This is a genomic window from Uliginosibacterium sp. H1 (assembly GCF_036017065.1).
GTDB lineage: Bacteria > Pseudomonadota > Gammaproteobacteria > Burkholderiales > Rhodocyclaceae > Uliginosibacterium.
This window is the reverse complement of record NZ_JAYXHR010000004.1, coordinates 218,425-242,240: the sequence shown is the minus strand read 5'-3', so window position 1 is coordinate 242,240 and position 23,816 is coordinate 218,425. Positions and strand designations below refer to the sequence as shown.

Below are 23,816 nucleotides of genomic sequence, written 5' to 3'. Positions count from 1 at the left end.
CGCTGGCTCAGATTCGCATCCAGCCCCGCAGAAGCGCTGCCCCCCCCCCCGCTGCTCTCACAAGCCCACTAGGCCTTCAGCTCGGCCATCAGGTCCTGGGCGAAGCACAGGTCCTCCCAGGCCTTGGACTTGTCGGTCAGGTTGCGCAGCAGGTAGGCCGGGTGATAGGTCACCACCACCGGCACGCCCATGTACTGGAAGCGCTTGCCGCGTGCCGCGGAAATCTTGATCTCTTCGTTCAGCAGCGTCTGTGCCGCCGGACGCCCCAGCGCCACGATGAGCCTGGGCTGCAGCAGCTCCACCTGGCGCGCCAGGTAAGGATGGCAGGCGGCGGTTTCATGCGGCTCCGGCGTGCGGTTGCCGGGCGGCCTGCACTTCACCGCGTTGGCGATGTAGACGTCCTGGCCGCGCTTCAGGTCGATGGCCGCCAGCATGTTGTCCAGCAGCTTGCCGGCCTGCCCCACGAACGGGTCGCCGCGCTCGTCCTCTTCCGCGCCCGGGCCTTCGCCGACGAACATCCAGTCGGCCTGCTGGTCGCCGACGCCGAACACCGCCTGCTTGCGCTGCTTGCACAGGCCGCAGGCGCGGCAGTCGAGCACCGTCTGGCGCAGCGTGTCCCAGTCCATGCTGGCGACCGCAGCGGCATGCGCAGCCGGCGCGACAACCGCCGGCACCGACGCGGGCGTCGCCGGCGGACGCTGTGGCGCCACGGGCATCGCAGGTGCCGGCGGCCTGACGGTGGCAGGCTGTTCGACAGCCCGGGGCGTGGCAACGAGGGGCGTGGCAACGACCTCGGCCGGGGCATCCACGACGACGGCATCGGCCACGGCGACCGCGGTTGCAGCACCGTCGCCGGCCTCGCCATCGCGCAGGCGCCACAGCGGCTTGATGCCCATCTCGGCCAGCAGCCGGGCACGTTTCGGATCGTGCGGATCACTCACGGTGCCATCTCCAGGCTGGTCAGATCACGCCGCAGGACCAGGGCGTCCTCGCGGCCGCCCACGCCGGCATGGCCGGGGTAGTAAGCCTTGCGGCGCGCGATCTGCGCAAAACCGCTACGGGCGTACAAGGCCTGCGCCGGCAGGTTGGACGGCCGGACCTCCAGGAACATCTGGGTGGCGCCGGCACGACGCGCCACCTGGCACAGATGCGCCAGCAGATGCGCACCCCAGCCCTGACGCTGGCGCGCCTGGTCGACGCAGATGTTGAGCAGGTGGGCCTCGTCCAGCACCGCCATCATCACCGCGTAGCCGACACGTTCGCCGTCGCTATGCAGAACCCAGCAGCTGTACCCGGCCTGCAGCGAATCCACGAAATGTCCGCGCGACCACGGCGAGGCGTGCAGGTGATGCTCCAGGCGCACCACCCAGTCCAGGTCGTCTTCCTGCATGGGCGCGCAGACGCACGCTGCATTCACGGCGGCTCCGCTCATGCGCGGCCGCCTTGCGCCAGACGCTCGGCCACCGTCTGCGCCACCTTGTCGCGCACATAGTGCGGCGCCGCCAGCGCCGGGTCGATCCACAGGGCACGGTCGCGGGCCAGTTCCGCCACCAGGGCGGCGCCCGGTACGGCGGCGGCATCGCCCACCGTCACGCTGTCGCCAAGCCTGTCCTGCAGCGCCGGATAGGCACGGAACGCCGTACCGACGCCCAGCCAGCCTTCGCCTTCCGGCAGCGGCGCCTGGTCCGGCGGCACGCAGACCGGCAGGATGCGTTCGATCAGCCCGCCGCCCACGCGCTCGTACGCCGCGATGTAGGCCTCGTTCATGCGCGCATCCATCGCGCAGTAGATGCGCGGCGCATCGGACGCGGTCGCCAGCGCCAGCAGGCTGCTCACCGGCGCGACCGGAATGTCCGCACCCAGCGCCAGTCCCTGCGCCACACCACAGGCCAGTCGCAGGCCGGTGAAGGCGCCCGGCCCGGCACCGAAGGCCACCACGTCGCAGTCCGCGATACGCAGGCCGGTATCGCCCAGCAGGGCGCGCAGGGCCGGCATCACGCTGGCGGAATGGCCGGCACCGCTGCCTTCCAGCAAACGGACGTGAAGCTGCTCGCCGTCCAGCAGGGCGATGGAGCCGACTTCACAGGAGGTTTCGAGGGCAAGGATGCGCATGGGCCGGCGATTTTACCGCGCGGCGGGTGCCGACACCCGGCCTACCTTGCACCGGCACCGCCGACGATCGTCCAGCGGCGCGCCGCCGGGGATTGCATGCGCGCAGAATGCGCGGCTCATCCCCGGGCCTGCCGGCCGGGCCGTCATCATGCCCACGAACGAGACATGCTCAAGCTGACCCCACACCCGGTTTGCACCCAGCTCTCCTTCCAGGAAGAGCGGGCCCTGCCCTGGCTGCTCGACGAAAGCGGCCTGTCGTCCAACGTGAATGCCGCCATCGCATACGACGCCCGCATCGACGAGGCGTGGCTGCGGCATTGCCTGGAAGCCGCGGCGGCACGGCACGAAGGGGTGCGGACACGCTTCGTCCCGACCGGTGGGACGGCTTTCCAGCGCCTCGTCCGCCCCGCCGACATCCCCAACACCACGCTGAGCACACGACTGCTGGACGCCATGCCCGGCGACGCCGCCGTGGATGAGGCGCTGTCCGGCTTCTGCAACCGTGCCTTCCGCGCCAGCGATGAGCACTGGCTCAGAGGACTGCTGCTGCATCTCGCGGACGGCTCATCGGTATTTGCGATCAGCATGCCGCACATCGCCTCCGATGCCGTGTCGATGCGCCTGCTGATCCGCGGCATCTGGCAGGACTACGCGGCGCTGGCGCGCAACCGCCCGCTGCGGGCCACGGCGCCGCGCTGGACCTTGCGCGACTTCGTCGGCAGCCAGCGCACCTGGGCGGACACCGACGACTTCCGGTCGAAGTTCGATGCCTTGGCCGGCCAGGTCGTGCATGGCATCGGGCAGATGCATGCCTCCGCGCCGGGACACGAGCATCGCGCCCTGCCCCCGCGTCACTCCGTGGCCATCCGCCACCGCTTCCACCCCGCTTTGAGCGATGCACTGGCGGCACTGGCGCGCGACAGTCGCGCCGGCCTGTTCAACGTGCTGATGGCGGGGGCCTGCCTGGCGTTGGCACGCGTCTTCGGGCAACGCCAGCTTTGCCTGCGCATGCCGTTTTCCAATCGCGTCGTCGCGGGCAGCGACGAGATCGTCGGCTTCCTGGCCAACGACGTGCCGTTGTTCGTGAACATCGACGAGGGCACGCATGCCGCCCAGTTCCTGCGCCATGTCCAGCAGGGCAGCCTGTCGACGATGCGCTTCGGCGCCATTCCCTGGTCACTGCTGGACACGCATCTGCGCACGCATCCGGTCATGGCCGGTGGCAACCCTTTCGATGTCTACCTGGTGAATGTCTTTCCACCCGCGGACGACCTGCTGGTCGATGACGATCCGGAGGGCCGGTTCCGCGCACGGTTCCAGCCCATGCCGCTGACCGGCTTCACCCGCAACGTGCTCAAGATCTGGCTGCATTCGGTGAACGGGCAGATCGGCCTGATCCTGCGGGTCGGTGCGGAGCAGGAGGAAGTGGCGTCACAGCACTGGCTGCCCGCTTTCCTGGACGTCTTCGGCCGTCTCGCGCGACAGCCGGAGCTGGCGCTCGCACATCTGCTTGCGGCAAGGCCTGCCTGAGGCGGCAAGCCGCGCCCGCCACCTCTTTCAGACGATGGCCAGCGGCTGGAAGCGTGCGCCCAGCAAGGGCTCGGACGGCAGCTCCCACCAGCGTTCCATCACCGTTGCGTAAACCGAATGGAAGTCGATGACGTGCTTCAGGTTGCCGCTGTCGTCGAGTTCGGCAAGCGAAGGCGTGTGGCCGTACATGCCGCCCTGCACGCCGCCGCCGAAGGCGAAATGCGGTGCCACGGTGCCGTGGTCGGTGCCGGCGCTCTGGTTCTGCTTCGGACGACGGCCGAATTCGGAGTAGCTGAGGATCAGCGTGTCGTCCCAGCGGCCCAGCTCGGTCAGCGCCGCCTGCAATGCCACCACGCCGTCGGCGAACTGCTTGAGCAGGTTGGCGTGGGTACCGAGCTGGTTCTGGTGGGTGTCGAAGCCGCCCAGCGTCAGGCGCATGACGGCGATGTTCGGTGCGCTGGCGAGGGTTTCGCAGGCAGCCTTGCAGGTGCGGCCGAAGCCGCTGTCGGGGAACACGGTCTTCAAGGTACGCGTGGTGGGCGTCTTGTTGCCGATGCTGCGGGCGGCCTGCGCGATGTCACGCTCCACCTTCAGCACGTGGGCCAGCGCGCCACCACCCGGTGTCTGCATGGCCTGCGCGAGGCGCGCGTTGCGGTTGAAGGCCGCAGGGTCCTGCAGCGCGATGGCGCGCGCACCACCGGCCACCGGGCCGAGATCGGCGGAGCCGACCACCAGCGCATCGGCGGAGAAGTCCTGTGGCGCCGGGTACTGCTTGAACACCCGCGTCAGCCAGCCCTGCTGCAGGTACTCGTCGCTCTTCGAGGCGGTGTCCCAGATCTCGATGGAGCGGAAGTGCGACAGGTTGGGCTGCGGATAGCCGACGCCCTGCATGATCGCCATCTCGCCACCGCCCCACAGCGGCATCAGCGGCTCCAGCGACTTGTGCAGCGCGCTTTTCTCGTCCAGCACGATCAGGCCTTCCGGCTTGATGCCGATCTCCGGGCGAAGCGCGTAGTAGGCCGGGTCGGCGTGCGGGACGACGGTGTTCAGGCCGTCGTTGCCGCCTTTCAGCTCGACGAGGATCAACAGGCGCTGGTAGCGGCCGGCGGCCGGTGCCGCGACGGCCAGGGTCGGGCTCAGCAGGCTGAGGGCGCCGGCACCCAGGGCGGCTGACAGGAAATCACGGCGTTGCATGCAGCGCTCCCTTACTTCAACTGGTAGGCCGGATCGAGCAGCAGCGCGCGCACCCGGGCATTGTTGTCATCCGCCATCGCCATGCCGTTGTCGACGGCCGCGACCGGCAGCAATACACGGTCGGCGTTGAGGCCCAGCGGCTTGAGCTCGGCACTCCAGCCAGCGAGATCCACGTCCATCTCGCGCACCGCGATGGCCGCGCGACGACGCAGGTCTTCGCGCGACATCGGCACTTCGTTGGCGGCACTCATGCTGCCTTCGACACGGCGCAGCGCCGCCATGCGCTTCGGATCGTCGGCACGCGCCAGCCGGTCGAGGAACTGCTTGCGGTCCAGCAGCGAGGACGAATTGATCCACCATTCCCCCCCCGGCCAGCCGCGCACGTTAGGTGGTGCGAACAGGTCCTGCCCCATCTGGCGCAGGGTGCGCACGAAGGGCAAGGGGTCGGGCACATCGGCTTCCAGCGAGCGAAGTGAACCGACCACCAGGTCGACCGGTGACTTCACCAGCGCACCGCGGTTGTCCTGCGCCCAGAAGGCGTCACTGAGGAACAGCGTGCGCAGGGCCGGCTTGATCTCGTAGCCGGAGTCGCGCAGCACGCCGGCCACCTGCTGCACGCCCGACTTGTCGGCTTGCGCGGAGACGAACTCGCGCCACAGCTTGGTGCTGATGAACTCGGCGGTTTCGCGGCGCTCCAGCAGCAGGCGCAGAACATCGTCGCCATTGAAGTTGCCGCGCTTGCCGAAGATCTCCTTCACACCGGTGTCGTGCTGGTTGGCGCGGAAGAAGAACTTCGCGTTCTCGCCGTCGATGTCCCAGCCGGTGAAGGCGCGCGCCGCTTCCTTTATGTCGCGTTCGCTGTAGTGGCCCTCGCCCAGGGTGAACAACTCCATCACCTCACGCGCGAAGTTCTCGTTGGGCTGGCCCTTGCGGCTGTTGCGGCCATCTAGGTAGATCAGCATCGCCGGATCCTTGGAGGCGGCGGTCAGCAGCTTGCCGAAATTGCCGGTGGCATGTTCGCGCAGCGTCAGGTTCTGCTGCAGCATCAGCTTGGCCGGGCGCACCTTGTCCTGGCTGGACACGAAGTGGTTGTGCCAGAACAAGGTCATGCGTTCGGTGAGCGGCGACGGCGTCACCAGCATTTCGCCCAGCCACCAGACACGCAACTCGACTCCGCGCACGGTATTCACGCGGTTGGCATCGCGACGCTGCTGCTCGCTCATCGTGCGCACGATGCGGTAGGGCACGAAGTCATCGAGTTCGTCCGGCCAGGCCGTGACCGGCGTGCTGCGCGTACCGGCCAGGATGCGGTCCACCGCCTCGCTGCGCGACAGCTTCGCGTAGTCGGCGATCTGCTCAGGCGTGGGGGCGAAGCCGCTGCGGGTCAGCAGGTGACGCGCATCGTCGGGCCCCATGGCCCCTGCGGGACCGCTGGTCGCGGCGTAAGCCACCTGGAAGACCAGCATGCCGAGGCCGACAAGCAGCCCGGCGGTGGCGCGGTGGAGGCAGGTGCCGAAGAGCCGGGTGCGGAATGGTGGGGTACGGAATGGAGGGGTACGCAACAACGGGGTGCGGGACAGCATGTAAGGAACCTCTGCGCTTCGCTTCGCTTCGTTATCCGCCCGCCGTCACGACGTCGACGTTGCCGCCGGGGAGGCGCGGAAGGCGGGCTTTCCTGTCAGTCACGATACGCATCCCGCACGTCGCGCCGCAATTGCCGTCTTTCCTCAGGCGACAGCCGGCGCAGCGGTTCGCCGCGCTCCGGCGGCTGCAAGCGGTCGCGTGGGCCGTTGCGATCATCCCCACGGGGCGGCGGCGGGCGCATGCGCTCGCGGTCACGCTCCATCTCCCGTTCCAACTCGCGCTGGCGCTGCATCTGCTGACGCATCTGTTCGCGCATTTGCTGGCGCATCTGCTCGTTCATCTGTTCGGCCTGGCGCATGCGGCGCTCCATCAACTCCTGCCGCAAGGCATCGCGGTCGGACGGTGACATGCGCTGGATCGGCTCGCGGCGCTCGCGATCCGGCCGTGGCGCGGGCTGCGCCAGCACGGGCGGACATGCCAGCCCGCCCGCCAGCACCAGCGCAGCCAGACCCCACGACAGGAATCGACGACCCGGCAATCTCATGAACCACTAGCGACGCTCGGCGTCATGCCGCTCCGCGTCGTGCTTTTCCTCGTAGATGTTGTGACTGGCATCGCGCTGGTCGCCACGCAGGTCCTGCCGCTCGGCCCGCGTCAGCACGCCGTCGGCGCGATAGGCGCGCTCCTCGCTGCGGATCGCACGCTGCTCGCTGCCCAGCGCCTGTGCCTCGCTGCGCGTCAGCTCACCGCTGCGCACACCCTGGGCGATGCGTTGCCCCTGGCGGCGCTGCGACGCGTCGATGACTGGCGCACCAGCGCGGCCGGCCACCTGCGCATCGTGCTTCTGATTGTAAATCTGGCGGTCCAGCCGCGCGGCGTCGCTGCGCAGGTCGGCACGTTCGACGGCGTCGATGCGGCCGTCACCGGCATAGGCCTGGCGCTCGGCGCGCAGGGCCTGCTGGCCGGCCTTCAAGCCACGCGCTTCGCGCGCTGTCAGCGCGCCGCTGGCCACGCCCCGGGCAATGCGTTCGTTGCGCGCGTGTCCCCCGGAAGCCTGCGCTGGCGCGGCTGCCAGCGCGATGAGGGCAAGGATGAACAGGCTGGTTGCCGGCTTGTCATGCAGTATGGTCTCGGGGTGGTTCATGCTGCGGTCCTCCACGTATGCGGTCCGGCGCGATTGCCGTGCAGCCATGTTCCGCCGGGGCTGTAAGGTCTTTGTTGCCTCCGCAGCGAGTTTGTAAGCGCATGTAATCAGTCGGCTTTTTTGCAACATCCCGCAACGCTTGGGGTCACGGCCGGCTGACAGTGACGCCCCGGCTGATTACGATAGGCCTCATGGAAAACACCAAGACCCGCGAAAAGCACCGCATCCTCGTCGTGGACGACGATGCCCGCCTGCGCAGCCTGCTCGACCGCTACCTGGAAGAACAGGGCTTCGCCGTGAAGGCCGTGCCGGACGCCGCGCAGATGGATCGCGCACTGTCCCGCGAGCATTTCGACCTGATGGTGCTGGACCTGATGCTGCCCGGGGAGGACGGCCTGGCGATCTGCCGCCGCCTGCGCGCGGCCGACAGCAGCCTGCCGATCATCATGCTGACCGCGCGCAGCGACGAGGTGGACCGCATCGTCGGCCTGGAACTGGGCGCCGACGATTACCTGCCCAAGCCTTTCAATCCGCGCGAACTGGTCGCCCGGGTGAATGCGGTGCTGCGCCGCCAGCCGAGATCCACGCCGGGCGCGCCCACGCTGACCGAGGAAGTGGTGAGCTTCGGCCGCGTCGAAGTGAATCTCTCCACCCGCCGCATGCTGCGCGACGGCGAGGAGGCGACGCTCACCACGGGGGAATTCGGCCTGCTCAAGGTGTTGCTGCAACACCCGCGCCAGCCGCTGTCGCGCGACAAGCTGATGGAACTGGCGCGCGGCCGCGAGTACGACGTCTTCGACCGGTCCATCGACGTGCAGATCTCCCGCCTGCGCAAGCTGGTGGAGGACGAACCCGCCAAGCCGCGCTACATCCAGACGGTGTGGGGCTTCGGCTATGTCTTCGTGCCGGACGACAGCAAGCCGGCCGATGCCTGAGGCCGCGCTGTCCCCTCCGCTTCCGGTCGCGCTATCTGTCGCGCAATCCGTCGCGTTTCTGCCCGCCCTTTCGCAGCGCCTCTCCGACCCCTCATGACGATGGAAGCGATGCTGCAGCGCTTGCGGCGGGTGCCGCATCCGCGCACGCTCCTGTGGCGCACCACCCTCCTCATCGCCCTGCTGATGGTGCTGTCGCTGGGCGCGTGGCTGTTCATCTACGAGCGCTACGCGGTGCAGCCGCGCGCCCGCCAGGTGGCGCAGTTGCTGGTCAGCGTGGTGAACCTCACCCGCAACGCCCTGCTCGCCTCCGACATCAACCAGCGCTACGCCCTGCTCTACGAACTGAGCACCCAGGAAGGCATCCGCATCTATCCGGCGGAGGCGACTGACGACGCCCGGCTGGTCGAGGACACGCTGGTCATCCAGGAAGTACGGCAACGCCTGGGGCCGCACACCCGGATGGCGACGGAACTGAGCGGAGAGGAAGGCTTCTTCGTCAGCTTCCGTCTCGACGAGGACATTCCGGAAGACGAGTACTGGGTGATGCTGCCCCCCGAGCGCTTCGCCCGCGCGCGCGGCAGCGAATGGCTGTTCTGGGGTGCCGTGGTCGGCGTGCTGGCGCTGCTGGGCGCCTACTTCCTCGTGTTGAGCGTCACCCGTTCGCTGAAAAGCCTGGAACGGGCCGCCCGTGAGGTCGGCCGCGGCCACCTGCCGCCGCCGGTGCCGGAAACCGGGCCCAGCGAAGTGGCCGAGGTCGCCAGCGCCTTCAACCAGATGTCGCACGACCTGGCCCAGCTGGAATCCGACCGCGCGCTGATCCTCGCCGGCGTGTCGCACGATTTGCGCACGCCTCTCGCCCGCCTACGCCTGGGCATCGAAATGTCGGGCGCGGCACAGGACGACGTGGACGCCATGTGCGGCGACATCGAGGAGATGGACCGCATCATCAGCCAGTTCCTCGACTTCGCGCGCGGCGCCCAGGCCGAACCGGCCAGCGAGATCGACCTGCAGGCCCTGGCCGCCGAGGTGGTGCTGCCCTACACCCGCCGCAAACGCCCGGTGGTGCTCGCCGAGGCGGACCCGCTTCCTGCGCGTGTGCGCCCGCTGGCCCTGCGCCGTGCCATCGCCAACCTGATCGACAATGCCCTGCGCTACGCGGGCGACGAACTGCCGATCGAAATCCGGGTCCATCGCGAGGCCGGCCGCCTGATGGTCGAGGTTGCCGACCGCGGGCCGGGCATCCCGCCGGAAGAGGCGGAACGCATGAAGCGCCCGTTCACCCGCCTGGAAACAGCCCGTACCGACACCAAGGGCTCGGGCCTCGGACTGGCCATCGTGGAGCGGGTAGCCCGCCTGCACGGTGGGCACCTGGCCTTGCTGCCACGCCAGGGAGGCGGTTTGCGCGCCTGTCTGGTGCTGCAAGGCGCCTGAAGGGTGGTCTGCCCTCGTCTATAATGCGCCGCCATGAAACTGCTCCTCGATTTCTTTCCGGTCGTCCTTTTCTTCGTCGCCTACAAGTTCGCCGACATCTACACCGCCACCGGTGTGGCCATCGTCGCGACGCTGTTGCAACTGGCGTATGCGCACTTCGTGCTGAAGAAGGTCGAGCCGATGATGTGGGCCAGCCTGGTCATCGTCGTGGTGTTCGGCGGCCTGACACTGGTGCTGCACGATCCGACCTTCATCAAATGGAAGCCGACGGTGCTGTACTGGGCGATGGCGGGCGTACTGGCCGGCGGCGCGCTGCTGGGCCGCAACTTCCTGCGCCAGCTCATGAATGGCCAGCTCGTCCTGCCCGACCCGGTGTGGGCACGGCTCAACTGGGCCTGGGTAGGTTTCTTCGCGCTGATGGGCGTGCTCAACATCTACATCGCGTACAACTTTTCCGAAGAGGCCTGGGTCAACTTCAAGCTCTTCGGCGGCATGGGCCTGATGTTCGTCTTCGTCCTCGCGCAGGGTTTCGCCATCGCGCGCTACCTGCCCGAAGACGGGAAGTAAGCCTGAGGTGACCATGGCCCCCGCCACCCCTGCCAACCCCACCATCGAGCGCATGCGCTCGGCCCTGGCGCCGCTGTCGCCCAGCCTCGTGGAAATCGAGGACGAAAGCCACAAGCACGCCGGCCATGCCGGCGCTGCCAGCGGGGGTGGGCACTATCGACTGACCATCGTGTCGACGGCATTCGCTGGCGAAAAACCGCTTGCCCGCCATCGCCACGTCTACCAGCAACTCGGAGCCTTGATGCAGCGTGAGATCCACGCCCTTGCCATCACGGCCCTGACCCCCGAGGAAGCCGCGGGCCGGCGCTGAACAGGCCGAATTCTGCATCACGCCACGCGTCGCTCCCGAGCAACCCTCCCACCTCAAGGAAACCCCATGAACTACCGACTGAGCTCCCTGGCCGCCGCCCTGCTGATTGCAGCGGCCCCCGCGTTCGCGCAAACCAAGCCGGCAGCCACCGGTACCAACGGCACCACCATCGCCAAGGTGAATGGCCAGGCCATCCCGGCCTCGCTGGGCGAACTGCTGATCAAGGAACAGGCCGCCCAGGGCGCCAACCCCAACGATCCGCAACTGAAGACGCAGGTCCGCGAGCACCTGATCCGTCGCGAAGTACTGCTGCAGGAAGCACGCAAGCGCGGCTTCGACAAGGATGCAGCGGTGCGCCAGCGCATGGACTACGTGCGCGACGAAATGCTGGTCAACACCTTCATGGAAGACTGGGCCAAGAAGAACCCGGTGAGCGAAGCCCAGGCCAAGGCCGAGTACGACAAGGTGGCCGCCCAGGCCGGCGACACCGAGTACCAGGGCCGTCACATCCTGGTTGCCACTGAAGCCGAAGCCCAGGCCGCCATCAAGAAGCTGCAGGCCGGCGCCAAGTTCGAAGCCCTGGCCAAGGAAATCTCGATCGATCCGGGCAGCAAGGACAACGGCGGCGAACTGGGCTGGGCCCGTGGCAGCGCCTATGTGCCGGAATTCTCCGCAGCCCTCGGCAAGCTGGAAAAGGGCAAGTTCACGCCGCAGGCCGTGAAGACCCAGTTCGGCTACCACATCATCCTGCTGGAAGACACCCGCAAGGCGCAGAACCCCAGCTTCGACGAACTGAAGCCGCGCATCATGCAGGGCATGCAGCAACAGGCCCTGCAGAAATACGTGACCGACCTGGTCAGCAAGTCCAAGGTCGAGTAAGCCGCTCGCAGTCCTGACAGGGCGCAGGTGCCTCGCGGTGCCTGCGCCCTTGTCTTGCTCTCTTGCCCCTCTCTCGCCCCTCTCCTGCGTCGTGACACGCCCGTCGCAACGCATTCAAGGCCCCGGACGGGGCCTGTCCCGCGCGTATAATCCGCGCTTTCCAAAAGAACACCTACGGGAGTCAGCAATGGGTTTCCTGGCCGGCAAACGCATCCTTATCTGTGGCCTGCTCTCCAACCGCTCCATCGCCTATGGCGTCGCCAAGGCCATGCATCGCGAAGGCGCGCAGCTCGCCTTCACCTACCAGAACGACCGCTTCCTCGACCGCATCACCAAGTTCGCTGCCGAATTCGACAGCAAGCTGGTGTATCCGCTGGACGTCGCCGACGACGCCCAGATCGACGGCCTGTTCACCGCACTCGGCAAGGACTGGGATTACCTCGACGGCCTGGTCCACTCCATCGCCTTCGCCCCGGGTGAAGCGCTGGAGGGTGACTTCCTCGACGGCCTGTCGCGCGAAGCCTTCCGCACCGCGCACGAAGTGTCGGCCTACAGCTTCCCGGCGCTGGCCAAGGCCGCCCGCCCGCTGATGGCCGGCCGCAATGGCTCGCTGCTGACGCTGTCCTACCTGGGCGCCGTGCGTACCCTGCCGAACTACAACATCATGGGTCTGGCCAAGGCCAGCCTGGAAGCGTCGGTGCGCTACACCGCCGTGTCCCTCGGCCCGACCGGCACCCGCGTGAACGGCATTTCCGCCGGCCCGATCAAGACGCTCGCCGCTTCCGGCATCGGCAGCTTCGGCAAGCTGCTGTCCTACAACGAGAAGCAGGCCCCGCTGCGCCGCAACGTCACCATCGACGAAGTGGGCAACGCTGCCGCCTTCCTGGCCTCCGACCTGGCTTCCGGCATCACCGGCGAAATCATGTACGTGGATGCCGGCTTCAACAGCGTGGCGCTGGGCAATATCGATCCGCTGTGAGCGCTGCCGCGAACGCGGAGTCGCAATGCGCATCACAATGAAAAAGCCGCCCTCGGGCGGCTTTTTCATTTGCATCCAGTCTCATGCATTCGCCTGTGGCAGCCCCTGCCCGTCCGCCTGTTCCGGCCAGTTCAGCACACGCAGTTCGCGTTGCGGGAAAGGGATCTCGATCCTCTCTTCGCGAAAACGGCGCAGGATCTCGCGATTGATCGCGGAGCGCACACCCGTCTGGCCGTTCTCCGGGTCGGCGATCCACATGCCCAATTCCAGCGTGATGCCGCTGTCGTCGAAGGAGATGAGGAAGGCCTCCGGCGCCGGCTCGGTCATGATGCGCGGATGCGCGCGCGCAATCTCCGCCATCATCGGCAGCACGCGCTCCACGTCGGTGTCGTAGGCCACCTGGATGCGCGTCACCAGCCGCATGCGGCGATCGGCAAAGGTGTCGTTCTGCACCAGGCTGCCGACCAGGGTCTCGTTCGGCACGATGAAATGGATGCCGTCACCGGAGCGCAACAGCGTGTAGCGCGTGGTGATCTGCCGCACCTCGCCACGCTGCTTGTCGTTCACCTGGATGATGTGGCCGATCTGGATCGAACGGTCCAGCAGGATGATGAAACCGGACACGTAGTTGCTGGCGATCTTCTGCATGCCGAAGCCCAGACCCACGCCCAGCGCGCCGCCGAAGACCGACAGGGTGGTGATGTCCAGCCCGGCCATGCTCATGCCCAGCAGCACCGCGACGACGACCAGCAAGGCCTTGATGATGCGCGACATCACCACCTTGATGCTCATGTCCAGCGCCGGCGCGCTCATCAGGCGCCCTTCCGCCAGGCCGCCCAGCCACAGCGCGCCAATCATGGTCGCCATCACCATCGAGCAGCCCTGCAGGACGCCCCACAGGCTGATGCTCTCCTTGCCGATCGGCAGCGTGACCTGCTCCGCCCATACCACCAGGTCGTCCCAGATGCCGACGATGTCCAGCGCGACCCCGCACCAGATGAGCAGGGCGATGGTCTTCTCGAAGGACGCCACCCACGGCGCCTTGATGGCGTAGCGCAAGGCGAACACCACCATGCGCACCACGGCGGCCGCGAGCAGCAATTGCGTGGCGATCACGAAGAGGCCGCGCGGCCAGCCGTTGTGATGCGCGACGAAGCGCGCGACCAACATCAGGCCCACACCCGCCAGCGGAAACGCCAGCCTGCGCAGGCCGCTGGCGTGCACGCTCTGGCCGGCGTCGCGCGACACGCGTCCGGCCACCAGCGCGGCAACGCCCAGCGCCAGTGCGATGACCAGCAACTGCTGCCAGACGCCGCGTCCCGCCATGAACTGCAGCAGGTCCGCGTACAGGTGATCGAGCGCTTCCATGTCAGGTCTTGCGGACGAAGGCGGCGGCGAAGAATCCGTCCGTGCCGTGCGTCACCGGATCCAGCCGCAGACGCTCACCGGTGTCCAGCGCGATGTGCGAGCCCGCCAGCGCCTCGCTGACCGGCAGCGGGGCGAACTGCGGATGCGCCGCAAGAAAGGCATCCACGACGCTGTCGTTCTCTTCCGCCAGCAGCGAACAGGTGGCATACACCAGCCGCCCGCCGGGCTTCACGAGGCTGGCGGCGGCGGCGAGGATGCTGGCCTGCTTGGCCGTCAGCTCGACCACGTCCTGCTCGGTCTGCCGCCATTTCAGGTCCGGGTTGCGGCGCAGCGTGCCGAAGCCGCTGCACGGCGCATCCACCAGCACGCGGTCGAGCTTGCCGGCCAGCCGCTTGATGCGTGCGTCATGCTCATGGGCGATCGCCGCCGGATGCACGTTGGAGAGGCCCGACCGCGCCACCCGCGGTTTCATGCGTGCCAGGCGCTTCTCGGAAACGTCGAAGGCATAGAGGCGACCGGTGGAGCGCATCAGGGCGCCCAGCAACATCGTCTTGCCACCGGCCCCGGCGCAGAAATCCGCCACCATCTCGCTGCGCTTCGGCGCCAGCATGTAGGCCAGCAGCTGGCTGCCTTCATCCTGCACCTCGATGGCGCCGTCGAGGAACAGGGGATGCTTCTGCAAGGCCGGCTTGTCGGCGAAGCGGATCGCAACCGGCGAATAGCGCCCTGCTTCCGCCTCGAAGCCACCGTCCTTCAGTTGCGCAAGCGCGATATCGCGCTCGGTCTTCATGGTGTTGACGCGGATGTCCAGCGGGGCCGGACGGTTCAAGGCATCGGCCAGCGCAAGCAGGCCTTCGTCCCCCAGTTGCGCCTGCAGGCGCGTCGCCAGCCAGTCGGGCAGATCACAGCGTTCGGCAATGCTCAGGTCGTCGAACGACACGGCCTTCATCGCCGGAAACCATTCCTCGATCTCGTTGCGCGACAGCACGGGCTCAAGCTGGCGCAGGGAATAGCCTTCGAAGCGCGCCAGCCAGGCGAGCACCAGCTTGCGTGGACCCACGTTGCCCTCGCCTGCCGCGATACGCACGCGACGCATGCGACGCAGCACGCCATACACGGCCTCCGCCACGAAGGCCCGGTCACGCTGCCCGAGCTTGCGGTCGTTGCGGAAGAAATTCGACAGCACGCCGTCGGCGGGGTACTGGAAGCGCAGGACTTCAGTCAGGGCTTCGGTCGCCGCATCCAGACGCAGCGTGGTGATCTTTTCGATTGTCATGGGTTTCCAATGCCATCCGGACGGATGGCGTTTCTGCTTCGTACTTGCTCAATTCACTCCCGCAGCCTGTCAGGCGCCGGCGTACTGGCCACGATCTGGCCATCAAGCTCGATTTCGGTCGCGCGCATGTCGACGCGCAAACCCTCGCGCCGATCGTCGACGCGGATGCGCAGGGGCGCACCGCGCCAGTCGCGCGATATCCAGATGTCGATTTTATATTGCCCCTGCCGGGTTTCCGCGTGGAATCGACGCGCCATCACGCGGCCAAGCGGCAACTCGATCTCGACCTCGCCTTCGTTGGCGACGACCACCCGCTCAACCCAGAAGCCGCCGATCGCATTGAACTCCACCACGTCGATCTGCGCGCCGACCGCAGCGAGCATGTGCGGCAAGGTCACCAGATCGAGAATCGCCCCCTCGACCTTGCGCTCGCGGCGCTCCTCGCCACGGATCTGCAGGATGCTGCCGTTGGCCTGGTCGATCAGCGCCTGGGCACTGCGACCGTTGGTGCGCGTCTCGCGGAAGCCATCGATGATCGGCTGCCCACGCAGGATGCGGCCGGCGGATTCCTGGACGATCTCGCGCCCCAGCCCGCCCACCACCTGACGCACGCGAAAGCCTTCGCCGTCGTGCTCCCAGCGCTGCTCGCCGGAGCCTTCCAGGGGCAGGATGCCCCACAGCACGGAGGCCACGTAGGTCACGCGCCCCTTGTTCGGCCAGCGCAAGTCACCGGGTGCCGCCATGAACTGCTCGGTGCCCGCCGGCACGGGCAAGGGCTCCGGTGCGCTGGCCTGTACGGGAGGCCCGGCCACCGGAGCGGAGCCCGCCAATGTGTCGGCAGCGACGGGGGCAGAGGCCGGCGCCGCGGCAGGCGCGCTGGCTAGCTCCGGTGCGGGTAGTGGCTGCGTCGCAGGCAGGCTCGCGGTCGTGGCGTTGGGCCGTGATGGTGGCGCTGGCCGTGGCTTCGGAGGAGGCGCAGGTTTGCTGACAGCCTGTGGCACTGCCACGGGCGCTGGCGCGGCGACTGCAGACGGCGCCGCCAGCAATCGGGCGCTCAGGGGCAGCGGACGTGAGGATTCTTCAGGCACGCCCCAGCCGGGCGAGAGCACCAGCCACAGGTGCATCAGCAGCGAAACGAGCGCTCCAGCCAGCAGTGCGCGCCGTTCTAGCATCAAGGGCGCTCAGACATCCAGCGGCGGCACGCTCCAGCCAGCCTCCGCTTCATTGACGCCCGCCACCCGCACCCTGCCAGCGTCGATCTGCAGTCTGCCTTGCGCGAACCACTGTACGGCTTGCGGGTAGATCCGGTGTTCCTGACGGAGCACGCGTGCGGCGAGTGCGGCTTCGTCGTCATGCGCCAGCACCGGCACCGCGGCCTGGACGACGATCGGCCCGCAATCGAGTTCGGCCGTTACGAAGTGCACCGTGGCCCCATGCAGACGCACCCCCGCTTCGAGCGCCCGTGCATGCGTGTGCAGGCCCGGGAAAGACGGCAACAACGAGGGATGGATGTTGAGCAAACGCCCGTCGTAGCGACGCACGAAAGTCTCGGTCAGCACACGCATGAAGCCGGCCAGCACGACGAGGTCGGGCGCGAATCCGTCGACGCACTCGGCGAGCGCGGCATCGAAGTGATCGCGCGACGCAAAACCCTTGTGGTCCACGACCGCCGTCGCGATGCCATGGCCGGCAGCGAAATCGAGTCCGCCAGCGTCCGGCCGGTTGGAGATCACCGCGGCGATCTTCACGCCCTGCAGTTGCGCGCGGACGATGGCCTCCATGTTGGAGCCACGCCCGGAAATCAGGATGACGACGTTCTTCATGAATCAGGCTGCCTTGGCTTCCATGCGGGTCTTCAACCACATGAAAAACACCGGCAGCAGCGACACGCCGATGATCCCGATGATGAACAGCGACAGGTTGTTCTTGATGAACGGAATGTTGGCGAAGAAGTAACCCAGGTACGTGAGCGAGACGATCCACAGTGCCCCACCGGCGATGTTCAGCATCAGGAAACGCTGCGGATTCATCTGTGCCACGCCGGCCACGAAGGGCGCGAAGGTCCGCACCAGCGGCAGGAAGCGTGCAATGACGATGGTCTTGCCGCCATGTCGCTCGAAGAATTCGTGCGTGTGATCGAAGGCCTTGCGATTGAAGAAGCGCGACTGCTCCCAGGCAAACACCTTGGGGCCGACTTTGCGACCGATCCAGAAATTCAGGTTGTCGCCGAGCACCGCGGCGACGAACAGCAGCAACACCAGCAGATGCACGTTCATGCCACCGGCAGCAGCCAGACCACCAGCCACGAACAGCAGTGAATCACCCGGCAGGAAGGGCGTCACGATGAGCCCGGTCTCGCAGAAGATGATGAGGAAAAGGATCAGGTAGATCCATGCCCCATAGTTCTGCATCAGCACCGCAAGGTACTTGTCGAGGTGCAGCACGATGTCGATGAAGTGCAGCACGAGGTCTGTCAGGGGCCCGAAGAATTCCATGTGTTCTACCGTCAGCCTGCAAGGAAACCCGTGATGTTACCGGACGACCGCGACGCGGGCCGACGCGCCGCGTCAATGCGCGGCCCGGAACAGGCGGAAAAAGTTGTCCGTACTCGCCTGGGCCACGACCTCGACCGGCAGATCCCGCAAGCGCGCGATCTCCGCGGCCACGTGTGGCACGTAGGACGGCTCGTTGGTCTTGCCGCGGTAAGGCACCGGCGCAAGATACGGGGAGTCGGTCTCGATCAGCAGGCGCTCGAGCGGCACGCGCTTCGCCACCTCCTTGAGCGCCACCGCGTTCTTGAAGGTCACGATGCCTGAGAACGAGATGTAGAAGCCGAGTTCCAGCGCCGCGTCCGCCACGTCCTGCGTCTCGGTGAAGCAGTGCATGACGCCGCCACACTGGTCGGCGCCCTCCTCCCGCATCAGGCGGATGGTGTCCTCGGCCGCATCGCGGGTATGGATGATCAGCGGCTTGTCGCTGGCACGCGCCGCACGGATGTGATTGCGGAAACGCTCGCGCTGCCACTCCGGCCGATCCTTGTGCCAGTAGTAATCCAGCCCCGTCTCGCCGATGGCCACCACCTTGGGATGGATCGCCAGTTCCAGCAGACGCTCGACCGTGGCCTCTTCACCTTCCGTGTGTTCAGGGTGAACACCCACCGAAGCAAAGACGTTGGCGCGCTCCGCCATCGACAGCACGCGCGGCAGGTTCTCGAAGTTCACACCGACACACAGCGCATGCGTGACCCCTGCTGCGGCCATGCGCTCGAACAGCGCATCGCCCTGGGCAGACAGGTCAGGAAAATCGATGTGGCAATGGGAATCGATGTACATGCGCGGCATTGTGCCGAAAGCACAAAAAAAAACGCAGCTCGGTTAGGAGCTGCGCCAAGTCCACACCAAAGGAGGAGGGTGGAGGAGACAATCTTGGATCGAGGGAGCCTGCCTGCTTCGTTGCTGCTGCGACCTCAATCACGACGATTTCATTATGCGCGGAGCGCTTGTGCGTTGCAAGAACTTCCAAACGTTCCGGCCAAGAATGTTTCTATCTGACGATCAATTATGCTTATTCATATACAGGTAGCTGATATGTATATGAAATTATTCCGTAGTGCACAATCCAGCTCAGCTGACGGACAAAATACTTGCCAGAGAAAACGAAGCGTTTCGTCATGATTTTGTGCACAGCACAAAATAGCTCAGACGCACATTTTTGATTTTATTGTTTTTGTCGTTTATTTCAAATCAAAAGGTGTGTCTTGCTCTGGGTGGTCGGACAGACCGACGGACGGCAGGTTCCCGAACACTGCGACTGCCATGCGGCTACGACTGCCATGCGGCTACACTTGCCGCTTTGTCTCATTCAAGCGAGGACAGGATGGATTGCACGGTGAGCTGGGCGGGCGGCGCCAAGTTCTCTGCCACGACCGGCAGCGGCCACACGATGTTCATGGAAGGCTCTGCCGAAGCCGGGGGCACCAACTCCGCGCCACGGCCGATGGAAATGCTGTTGGTGGGCACCGGTGGCTGCACCGCCTTCGACGTCGTCCTGATCCTTCAACGTGGCCGTCACGATGTCACCGGCTGTGAATGCCGGCTGCACGCGGATCGCGCCGAGACCGACCCCAAGGTATTCACCCGCATCCATTTCCACTTCACGGTACGCGGACGCAATCTGAAGCGGGAAGTGGTCGAGCGTGCCGTGAAGCTGTCCCACGACAAGTACTGCTCTGCGTCGATCATGCTGGCCAGGACGGCTGAACTGACGCACGAGGTGGAGATCATCGAGGAAGCCTGAAGCCCGGGCTCCCTTTTCGACGCCTCCGGCCTACACCCAGTAGGCCGTGCCGGTCATCACGCGCGAGGCCAGCTTCATTGCCTGGCGCACTGGCGCCGGCAACTCCGCCCCACCGAGCTGGCGCGCCAGGTCGGCGTGCTCGCTCTCGTCTTCCTTCATCTGGGCGATGATCGCGCGGGAACGCTGGTCCTGCACCGGCACCCGCTCCAGATGGCCCTGCAGATGTGCCGCGACCTGCTTTTCCGTTTCGGCCAGAAAACCGAGGTTCCATTTGTCACCGGCGATCCCGGCCGCCACGCCGATGGCCAGCGCACCGCCGTACCACAGCGGGTTGAGCAACGAGGTGCGCCCACCCAGCTCCCCGATGCGCTGGGCTGTCCATGCGAGATGCTCCACCTCTTCATGGGCCGCCTGACGCAGGGTTTCTCGGGTTCGTGGATCGCGGGAAGTTAGGGCCTGCCCCTGGTAGAGCGCCTGGGCGCACACCTCGCCGACGTGATTGACCCGCATCAGCGACGCGACCTGCTTTCGGGTCACCTCATCGAGCGGCGCATCCGGCATATCGTTGCCCGGCACCGGGCGCGTGCTGCGCGCAGGCGCCGCCAGCGTGCGCAGCACGCGGTCGAATTCGCCGATCAGGTGATCGATCATGGCGTGCCCATGTCGGTGTGCGCCTCGACGGTATAGCTGGTCGGGCGGGTGGCCGGATTGTGGCCGAAGATGATGGCACCGAGTTCGTTCAGCGCGTTGCGATAGACCTCGCGCTTGAACTCGATGACGCCTTCCAGCGGCACCCAGTAGTCCGCCCAGCGCCAGGCATCGAACTCCGGGTGACCGGACGCGCGCAGGCATACGTCGCAATCGCGCCCTACCAGACGCAGGAGGAACCAGATCTGCTTCTGCCCGCGGTAGGTACTGCGCCACTCGCGTTTGATCCAGTGCTTCGGCACGTCGTAACGCAGCCAGTTACGGGTACGCCCGAGCACCTTGACGTGCTCGGGTTGCAAGCCGGTTTCTTCCAGCAGTTCGCGGAACATCGCCTGCTCCGGCGATTCGCCGTGCTTGATGCCCCCTTGCGGAAACTGCCAGGAATGTTCGCGGATGCGTTTGCCCCAGAAAACCTCGTTGCGTGCGTTGACAATGACGATGCCGACGTTGGGGCGATAGCCGTCCCGGTCAAGCATGAGAACCACCTAGAAAACCAAGAGTTGCCCGGATTCTTTCACAGTTCCGAAATGCTGAAAACCGAGGAAAACACGCCATCTGGCGGGCAGTTCCACGCTGCCGTGCAGGGCCTACGTTACAATCGCGCCGCATCTTTTTGATTTCATTGAAACCGACCACCGCACCATGCGCGCCAGCCAGTTCTACATCTCCACCCTGAAGGAAGCCCCCTCGGACGCAGAAGTCGTCAGCCACAAACTGATGACGCGCGCCGGCCTCATCAAGAAGCTGTCGGCCGGCATCTACAACTACATGCCGATGGGGCTGCGGGTGATCCGCAAAGTGGAGAACATCATCCGCGAGGAGATGAACCGCGCTGGCGCGGTGGAGCTGTCTATGCCCGTCGTCCAGCCGTCCGAGCTGTGGCAGGAGACCGGCCGTTTCGACAAGATGGGCGACGAACTGCTGCGCTTCAAGGATCGCCACGAGCGTGACTTCGTGATCCAGCCGACGTCGGAGGAAGTCATCACCGACATCGCGCGCCAGGACATCCGCAGCTACCGCCAGCTGCCGCGCAACCTTTACCAGATCCAGACCAAGTTCCGCGACGAGCGTCGTCCGCGCTTCGGCGTAATGCGCGGCCGCGAGTTCACGATGAAGGACGCCTACTCCTTCCACACGAGCTTCGAGGACCTGCAGCGCGAGTACCAGAACATGTTCGCGGCCTATTCGCGCATCTTCACGCGCCTGGGCCTGGAGTTCCGTGCGGTGGCGGCCGACACCGGCGCCATCGGTGGCACCGGCTCGCATGAATTCCACGTCATCGCCGAAACGGGTGAGGACGCACTGGCCTACTGTCCGGATTCCGACTTCGCCGCCAACGTGGAGCTGGCCGAAGCCGTGACGCCGAGTGGAAGTCGTGCTACTGCGACCGAAGCGCTGACCAAGGTCCACACGCCCGGCGTGAAGACCATCGAACAGCTGGCAGCCTTCCTGAAGATCGATGTCACCCGCACGGTGAAGGCCATCGTGCTGGAAGGCGCGGACGGCGCACCGCCGGTACTGCTGCTGCTGCGCGGCGACCACGCGCTGAACGAAGTGAAGGCCGGCAAGCTGGCTGGCGTGCTGTCGCCGATCCGCTTCGCCTCCCCCGCCACCATTCGCGAAGCCTTCGGCGCCGACCCCGGCTCACTCGGGCCGGTGGGATTCAAGGGCAAGGTGGTCATGGATCGCGCCGTGGCGGTGCTGAGCGATTTCGTCATCGGCGCCAACGAGAACGACCAGCACTACACCGGCGCCAACATCGGCCGCGACTTCGCCGAGCCGGAGATCGCCGACATCCGCAATGTCGTCGAAGGCGACCCCTCGCCCGACGGCAAGGGCCTGCTGGCCATCTGCCGCGGCATCGAGGTCGGTCACATCTTCCAGTTGCGCACCAAGTACTCCGAAGCCATGGGCTGCAAGTACATCGGGGAGGACGGCAAGGAACACGTGATGGAGATGGGCTGCTATGGCGTGGGCGTGACCCGCATCGTCGGCGCCGCCATCGAGCAGAACAACGACGCCCGCGGCATCATCTGGCCGGATGCCATCGCACCCTTCCAGCTGGTCATCGCACCGATGGGCTGGAGCAAGTCGGAGGCTGTGCGCGCCGAAGCCACGAAGCTTTACGAATCGCTCAGCGCCGCCGGCATCGAGGTGGTGCTGGACGACCGCGACGAACGCCCCGGCGTGATGTTCGCCGACTGGGAGCTGATCGGCGTGCCGCACCGCGTCGTGATCGGCGACCGTGGCCTCAAGGAGGGGCAGGCCGAGTACCAGGGCCGTCGCGACGCCGAAGCCACCAAGCTGCCGCTCGCGGAACTGGAAGCCTTCGTCAAGGCGAAGCTGCTGAAGCCGTAAATCGACCTCATGCGCCTGCCTTCCCTGTTCTCGTTGCCGCTGGTTTTCCTGCTCTGTGCCTTCGCCGGCACGGCGCAGGCTGGCGCACAGCGCGAAGAGGACCTGTCCGCCAGCGTGCGGGCTGCGTTGCACGCCGCCGTAAGCGATCGCTCTTCACCCGAGCCCGTTTTCCGGTCTGTCGAGGAAAAACACCGCTGGCTCACCGAGATGTCGGCCAAGCTGGTAAAGCGCATGCCGGACGCCCAGGAACGCGTGGACTTCCTCAAGACCGTGCATTACGAGGCCACCCGCGCCGGCCTTGACCCGCAGCTCGTGCTCGGGCTGATCCAGGTAGAAAGCGGTTTCAAGAAGTACGCCGTATCCAGCGCGGGGGCGCGCGGCTACATGCAGATCATGCCGTTCTGGGTGCGGGCAATCGGCACGCCCGACAACAACCTCTTCCATCTGCGCACCAACCTGCGCTACGGCTGCACGATCCTCCGTCACTACCTTGATATCGAGAAGGGTGACCTGTACCGCGCGCTAGGCCGCTACAACGGCAGCCTCGGCAAGCCGCAGTACCCCAGTCTGGTACGCGGTGCCTGGGAAAAACACTGGGCCTACGTCCCTGCCCGCCTCGCGCAGGTCGACAACGGCACCAGCGCGCGCTAAATCAAAGGAATAAACGCTCCGGCCGGAGCGTTTAGACCATGCGATTTCCGCACATCCCTGGAGGCCAAAATGAACAACAGCAAGCTCCACCTGGCGCTCGCCTGCGCCGTACTCGCCTTGTCCGCCTGCAGCACCATGTCCGGCCCGGCTGCGCCTGCCGCCACCCGCGACGGGGTGCTGGCCAACGACAAGGGCATGACGCTCTACACCTACGACAAGGACGCTGGCGGCAAGAGCGTGTGCAACGGCCAGTGCGCCATCAACTGGCCACCCCTGATGGCCAAGGCTGACGACAAGGCCACCGGTGACTGGACGGTCATCACCCGCGACGACGGCAGCAAGCAGTGGGCCTACAAGGGCAAGCCGCTGTACCTGTGGATCAAGGACACCAAGCCGGGCGACAAGAGCGGTGACAACGTCGGCAACGTGTGGCGTCTCGCCAAACCCTGAACGGCGTCGTAGTACCGGAAACAGAAAGGGAGGCCGCGGCCTCC

General features: G+C 66.3%; 26 protein-coding genes. 11 read left to right on the top strand and 15 right to left on the bottom strand.

The genetic code is table 11. The annotated features are described in order from the left end of the window. Window positions 1-68 precede the first annotated feature (68 nt). Genes VVD47_RS20245 through tsaB form a run of 3 tightly spaced genes read right to left on the bottom strand, consistent with a single transcriptional unit; the run spans window position 69 to window position 2,112 of the window. Complete coding sequence (locus VVD47_RS20245; RefSeq protein WP_443081003.1) at window positions 69-941, bottom strand: uracil-DNA glycosylase; 873 nt, start codon at window positions 939-941, stop codon at window positions 69-71. After that, window positions 938-1,432, bottom strand: coding sequence for a ribosomal protein S18-alanine N-acetyltransferase (gene rimI, locus VVD47_RS20240; protein ID WP_327605338.1), 495 nt, complete (start codon window positions 1,430-1,432; stop codon window positions 938-940). The genes VVD47_RS20245 and rimI overlap by 4 nt, the downstream gene beginning before the upstream one ends. Then, the gene (tsaB, locus tag VVD47_RS20235) at window positions 1,429-2,112 is read right to left on the bottom strand and encodes a tRNA (adenosine(37)-N6)-threonylcarbamoyltransferase complex dimerization subunit type 1 TsaB (RefSeq protein ID WP_327605337.1); all 684 of its coding nucleotides are present in this window, start codon (window positions 2,110-2,112) and stop codon (window positions 1,429-1,431) included. The genes rimI and tsaB overlap by 4 nt, the downstream gene beginning before the upstream one ends. 165 nt (window positions 2,113-2,277) lie before the next feature. Between tsaB and VVD47_RS20230 the strand changes: the two genes are divergently transcribed. Beyond that, window positions 2,278-3,642: a condensation domain-containing protein gene (locus tag VVD47_RS20230; protein WP_327605336.1), complete on the top strand. Its 1,365-nt coding sequence runs from the start codon at window positions 2,278-2,280 to the stop codon at window positions 3,640-3,642. A gap of 27 nt (window positions 3,643-3,669) precedes the next feature. On the opposite strand, the gene VVD47_RS20225 is transcribed toward VVD47_RS20230, so the two are convergent. The 4 genes from VVD47_RS20225 to VVD47_RS20210 form a co-directional block, all read right to left on the bottom strand. After that, window positions 3,670-4,836 (bottom strand): DUF1501 domain-containing protein, encoded by a 1,167-nt coding sequence (locus VVD47_RS20225; protein ID WP_327605335.1) that lies wholly within the window; start codon window positions 4,834-4,836, stop codon window positions 3,670-3,672. An 11-nt stretch (window positions 4,837-4,847) separates the two neighbouring features. Then, the gene (locus tag VVD47_RS20220; protein WP_327605334.1) at window positions 4,848-6,419 is read right to left on the bottom strand and encodes a DUF1800 domain-containing protein; all 1,572 of its coding nucleotides are present in this window, start codon (window positions 6,417-6,419) and stop codon (window positions 4,848-4,850) included. A gap of 95 nt (window positions 6,420-6,514) precedes the next feature. Continuing rightward, entirely contained in the window at window positions 6,515-6,886 is a 372-nt protein-coding gene (locus VVD47_RS20215) for a hypothetical protein (RefSeq protein ID WP_327605333.1), read from the bottom strand. An 84-nt stretch (window positions 6,887-6,970) separates the two neighbouring features. Next, window positions 6,971-7,564, bottom strand: a complete 594-nt coding sequence (locus VVD47_RS20210) for a hypothetical protein (RefSeq protein ID WP_327605332.1) — start codon at window positions 7,562-7,564, stop codon at window positions 6,971-6,973. 191 nt (window positions 7,565-7,755) lie between these two features. On the opposite strand from VVD47_RS20210, the gene ompR reads away from it, so the two are divergent. The 6 genes from ompR to fabI all read left to right on the top strand — a co-directional run bounded on the left by ompR (window position 7,756) and on the right by fabI (window position 12,665). After that, a complete protein-coding gene (gene ompR / locus VVD47_RS20205) occupies window positions 7,756-8,499 on the top strand; it encodes an osmolarity response regulator transcription factor OmpR (protein WP_327605331.1) in 744 nt (247 codons plus the stop codon). A gap of 93 nt (window positions 8,500-8,592) precedes the next feature. Next, window positions 8,593-9,930, top strand: coding sequence for an ATP-binding protein (locus VVD47_RS20200; protein ID WP_327605330.1), 1,338 nt, complete (start codon window positions 8,593-8,595; stop codon window positions 9,928-9,930). Between the two features lie 33 nt (window positions 9,931-9,963). Continuing rightward, the gene (locus tag VVD47_RS20195; RefSeq protein WP_327605329.1) at window positions 9,964-10,497 is read left to right on the top strand and encodes a septation protein A; all 534 of its coding nucleotides are present in this window, start codon (window positions 9,964-9,966) and stop codon (window positions 10,495-10,497) included. A gap of 13 nt (window positions 10,498-10,510) precedes the next feature. Then, a complete protein-coding gene (locus VVD47_RS20190; protein ID WP_327605328.1) occupies window positions 10,511-10,807 on the top strand; it encodes a BolA family protein in 297 nt (98 codons plus the stop codon). Between the two features lie 66 nt (window positions 10,808-10,873). Then, a complete protein-coding gene (locus VVD47_RS20185; protein ID WP_327605327.1) occupies window positions 10,874-11,686 on the top strand; it encodes a peptidylprolyl isomerase in 813 nt (270 codons plus the stop codon). Between the two features lie 187 nt (window positions 11,687-11,873). After that, the gene (gene fabI / locus VVD47_RS20180) at window positions 11,874-12,665 is read left to right on the top strand and encodes an enoyl-ACP reductase FabI (protein WP_327605326.1); all 792 of its coding nucleotides are present in this window, start codon (window positions 11,874-11,876) and stop codon (window positions 12,663-12,665) included. A gap of 81 nt (window positions 12,666-12,746) precedes the next feature. Here the strand turns inward: fabI and VVD47_RS20175 are convergent, their stop codons facing one another. From VVD47_RS20175 to VVD47_RS20150, 6 genes are all read right to left on the bottom strand, one after another. Further along, window positions 12,747-14,033, bottom strand: a complete 1,287-nt coding sequence (locus VVD47_RS20175; RefSeq protein ID WP_327605325.1) for a mechanosensitive ion channel family protein — start codon at window positions 14,031-14,033, stop codon at window positions 12,747-12,749. Between the two features lies 1 nt (window position 14,034). After that, window positions 14,035-15,309, bottom strand: a complete 1,275-nt coding sequence (locus VVD47_RS20170) for an RsmB/NOP family class I SAM-dependent RNA methyltransferase (protein ID WP_327605324.1) — start codon at window positions 15,307-15,309, stop codon at window positions 14,035-14,037. 53 nt (window positions 15,310-15,362) lie between these two features. Continuing rightward, window positions 15,363-16,076, bottom strand: a complete 714-nt coding sequence (locus VVD47_RS20165) for a hypothetical protein (RefSeq protein WP_327605323.1) — start codon at window positions 16,074-16,076, stop codon at window positions 15,363-15,365. Between the two features lie 414 nt (window positions 16,077-16,490). Then, complete coding sequence (gene purN / locus VVD47_RS20160; protein WP_327605322.1) at window positions 16,491-17,132, bottom strand: phosphoribosylglycinamide formyltransferase; 642 nt, start codon at window positions 17,130-17,132, stop codon at window positions 16,491-16,493. A gap of 3 nt (window positions 17,133-17,135) precedes the next feature. Continuing rightward, window positions 17,136-17,804, bottom strand: a complete 669-nt coding sequence (locus VVD47_RS20155) for a DedA family protein (RefSeq protein WP_327605321.1) — start codon at window positions 17,802-17,804, stop codon at window positions 17,136-17,138. Between the two features lie 72 nt (window positions 17,805-17,876). Further along, window positions 17,877-18,641, bottom strand: a complete 765-nt coding sequence (locus VVD47_RS20150) for a TatD family hydrolase (protein WP_327605320.1) — start codon at window positions 18,639-18,641, stop codon at window positions 17,877-17,879. Window positions 18,642-19,185: 544 nt separating this feature from the next. Here VVD47_RS20150 and VVD47_RS20145 point away from each other — a divergent pair. Continuing rightward, window positions 19,186-19,605 (top strand): OsmC family protein, encoded by a 420-nt coding sequence (locus VVD47_RS20145; RefSeq protein ID WP_327605319.1) that lies wholly within the window; start codon window positions 19,186-19,188, stop codon window positions 19,603-19,605. Window positions 19,606-19,635: 30 nt separating this feature from the next. Here the strand turns inward: VVD47_RS20145 and coq7 are convergent, their stop codons facing one another. Both coq7 and VVD47_RS20135 read right to left on the bottom strand, forming a co-directional pair. Beyond that, window positions 19,636-20,256 carry a 2-polyprenyl-3-methyl-6-methoxy-1,4-benzoquinone monooxygenase gene (gene coq7, locus VVD47_RS20140; RefSeq protein ID WP_327605318.1) on the bottom strand — a complete coding sequence of 207 codons (621 nt, stop codon included), beginning with the start codon at window positions 20,254-20,256 and terminating at the stop codon, window positions 19,636-19,638. Next, on the bottom strand, window positions 20,253-20,789 hold the full coding sequence (locus tag VVD47_RS20135; RefSeq protein WP_327605317.1) for an RNA pyrophosphohydrolase: 537 nt from the start codon (window positions 20,787-20,789) through the stop codon (window positions 20,253-20,255). Before VVD47_RS20135 ends, coq7 begins: the two co-directional genes overlap by 4 nt. A 166-nt stretch (window positions 20,790-20,955) precedes the next feature. Between VVD47_RS20135 and VVD47_RS20130 the strand changes: the two genes are divergently transcribed. From VVD47_RS20130 to VVD47_RS20120, 3 genes are all read left to right on the top strand, one after another. Then, window positions 20,956-22,671, top strand: coding sequence for a proline--tRNA ligase (locus tag VVD47_RS20130; RefSeq protein ID WP_327605316.1), 1,716 nt, complete (start codon window positions 20,956-20,958; stop codon window positions 22,669-22,671). A gap of 9 nt (window positions 22,672-22,680) precedes the next feature. Further along, the gene (locus tag VVD47_RS20125; RefSeq protein WP_327605315.1) at window positions 22,681-23,322 is read left to right on the top strand and encodes a lytic transglycosylase domain-containing protein; all 642 of its coding nucleotides are present in this window, start codon (window positions 22,681-22,683) and stop codon (window positions 23,320-23,322) included. Window positions 23,323-23,391: 69 nt separating this feature from the next. After that, on the top strand, window positions 23,392-23,772 hold the full coding sequence (locus tag VVD47_RS20120; protein WP_327605314.1) for a COG4315 family predicted lipoprotein: 381 nt from the start codon (window positions 23,392-23,394) through the stop codon (window positions 23,770-23,772). Window positions 23,773-23,816 lie beyond the last annotated feature (44 nt).

Coding starts and splice junctions, on each gene's coding strand:
- VVD47_RS20190 (WP_327605328.1), top strand. CDS start 10,511: ATGGCCCCCGCCACCCCTGCCAACCCCACCATCGAGCGCATGCGCTCG.
- coq7 (WP_327605318.1), bottom strand. CDS start 20,256: ATGATCGATCACCTGATCGGCGAATTCGACCGCGTGCTGCGCACGCTG.
- VVD47_RS20125 (WP_327605315.1), top strand. CDS start 22,681: ATGCGCCTGCCTTCCCTGTTCTCGTTGCCGCTGGTTTTCCTGCTCTGT.
- VVD47_RS20230 (WP_327605336.1), top strand. CDS start 2,278: ATGCTCAAGCTGACCCCACACCCGGTTTGCACCCAGCTCTCCTTCCAG.
- VVD47_RS20155 (WP_327605321.1), bottom strand. CDS start 17,804: ATGGAATTCTTCGGGCCCCTGACAGACCTCGTGCTGCACTTCATCGAC.
- VVD47_RS20120 (WP_327605314.1), top strand. CDS start 23,392: ATGAACAACAGCAAGCTCCACCTGGCGCTCGCCTGCGCCGTACTCGCC.
- purN (WP_327605322.1), bottom strand. CDS start 17,132: ATGAAGAACGTCGTCATCCTGATTTCCGGGCGTGGCTCCAACATGGAG.
- VVD47_RS20130 (WP_327605316.1), top strand. CDS start 20,956: ATGCGCGCCAGCCAGTTCTACATCTCCACCCTGAAGGAAGCCCCCTCG.
- VVD47_RS20225 (WP_327605335.1), bottom strand. CDS start 4,836: ATGCAACGCCGTGATTTCCTGTCAGCCGCCCTGGGTGCCGGCGCCCTC.
- VVD47_RS20210 (WP_327605332.1), bottom strand. CDS start 7,564: ATGAACCACCCCGAGACCATACTGCATGACAAGCCGGCAACCAGCCTG.
- VVD47_RS20185 (WP_327605327.1), top strand. CDS start 10,874: ATGAACTACCGACTGAGCTCCCTGGCCGCCGCCCTGCTGATTGCAGCG.
- VVD47_RS20135 (WP_327605317.1), bottom strand. CDS start 20,789: ATGCTTGACCGGGACGGCTATCGCCCCAACGTCGGCATCGTCATTGTC.
- VVD47_RS20150 (WP_327605320.1), bottom strand. CDS start 18,641: ATGTACATCGATTCCCATTGCCACATCGATTTTCCTGACCTGTCTGCC.
- rimI (WP_327605338.1), bottom strand. CDS start 1,432: ATGAGCGGAGCCGCCGTGAATGCAGCGTGCGTCTGCGCGCCCATGCAG.
- tsaB (WP_327605337.1), bottom strand. CDS start 2,112: ATGCGCATCCTTGCCCTCGAAACCTCCTGTGAAGTCGGCTCCATCGCC.
- ompR (WP_327605331.1), top strand. CDS start 7,756: ATGGAAAACACCAAGACCCGCGAAAAGCACCGCATCCTCGTCGTGGAC.
- VVD47_RS20175 (WP_327605325.1), bottom strand. CDS start 14,033: ATGGAAGCGCTCGATCACCTGTACGCGGACCTGCTGCAGTTCATGGCG.
- VVD47_RS20220 (WP_327605334.1), bottom strand. CDS start 6,419: ATGCTGTCCCGCACCCCGTTGTTGCGTACCCCTCCATTCCGTACCCCA.
- fabI (WP_327605326.1), top strand. CDS start 11,874: ATGGGTTTCCTGGCCGGCAAACGCATCCTTATCTGTGGCCTGCTCTCC.
- VVD47_RS20170 (WP_327605324.1), bottom strand. CDS start 15,309: ATGACAATCGAAAAGATCACCACGCTGCGTCTGGATGCGGCGACCGAA.
- VVD47_RS20200 (WP_327605330.1), top strand. CDS start 8,593: ATGACGATGGAAGCGATGCTGCAGCGCTTGCGGCGGGTGCCGCATCCG.
- VVD47_RS20145 (WP_327605319.1), top strand. CDS start 19,186: ATGGATTGCACGGTGAGCTGGGCGGGCGGCGCCAAGTTCTCTGCCACG.
- VVD47_RS20195 (WP_327605329.1), top strand. CDS start 9,964: ATGAAACTGCTCCTCGATTTCTTTCCGGTCGTCCTTTTCTTCGTCGCC.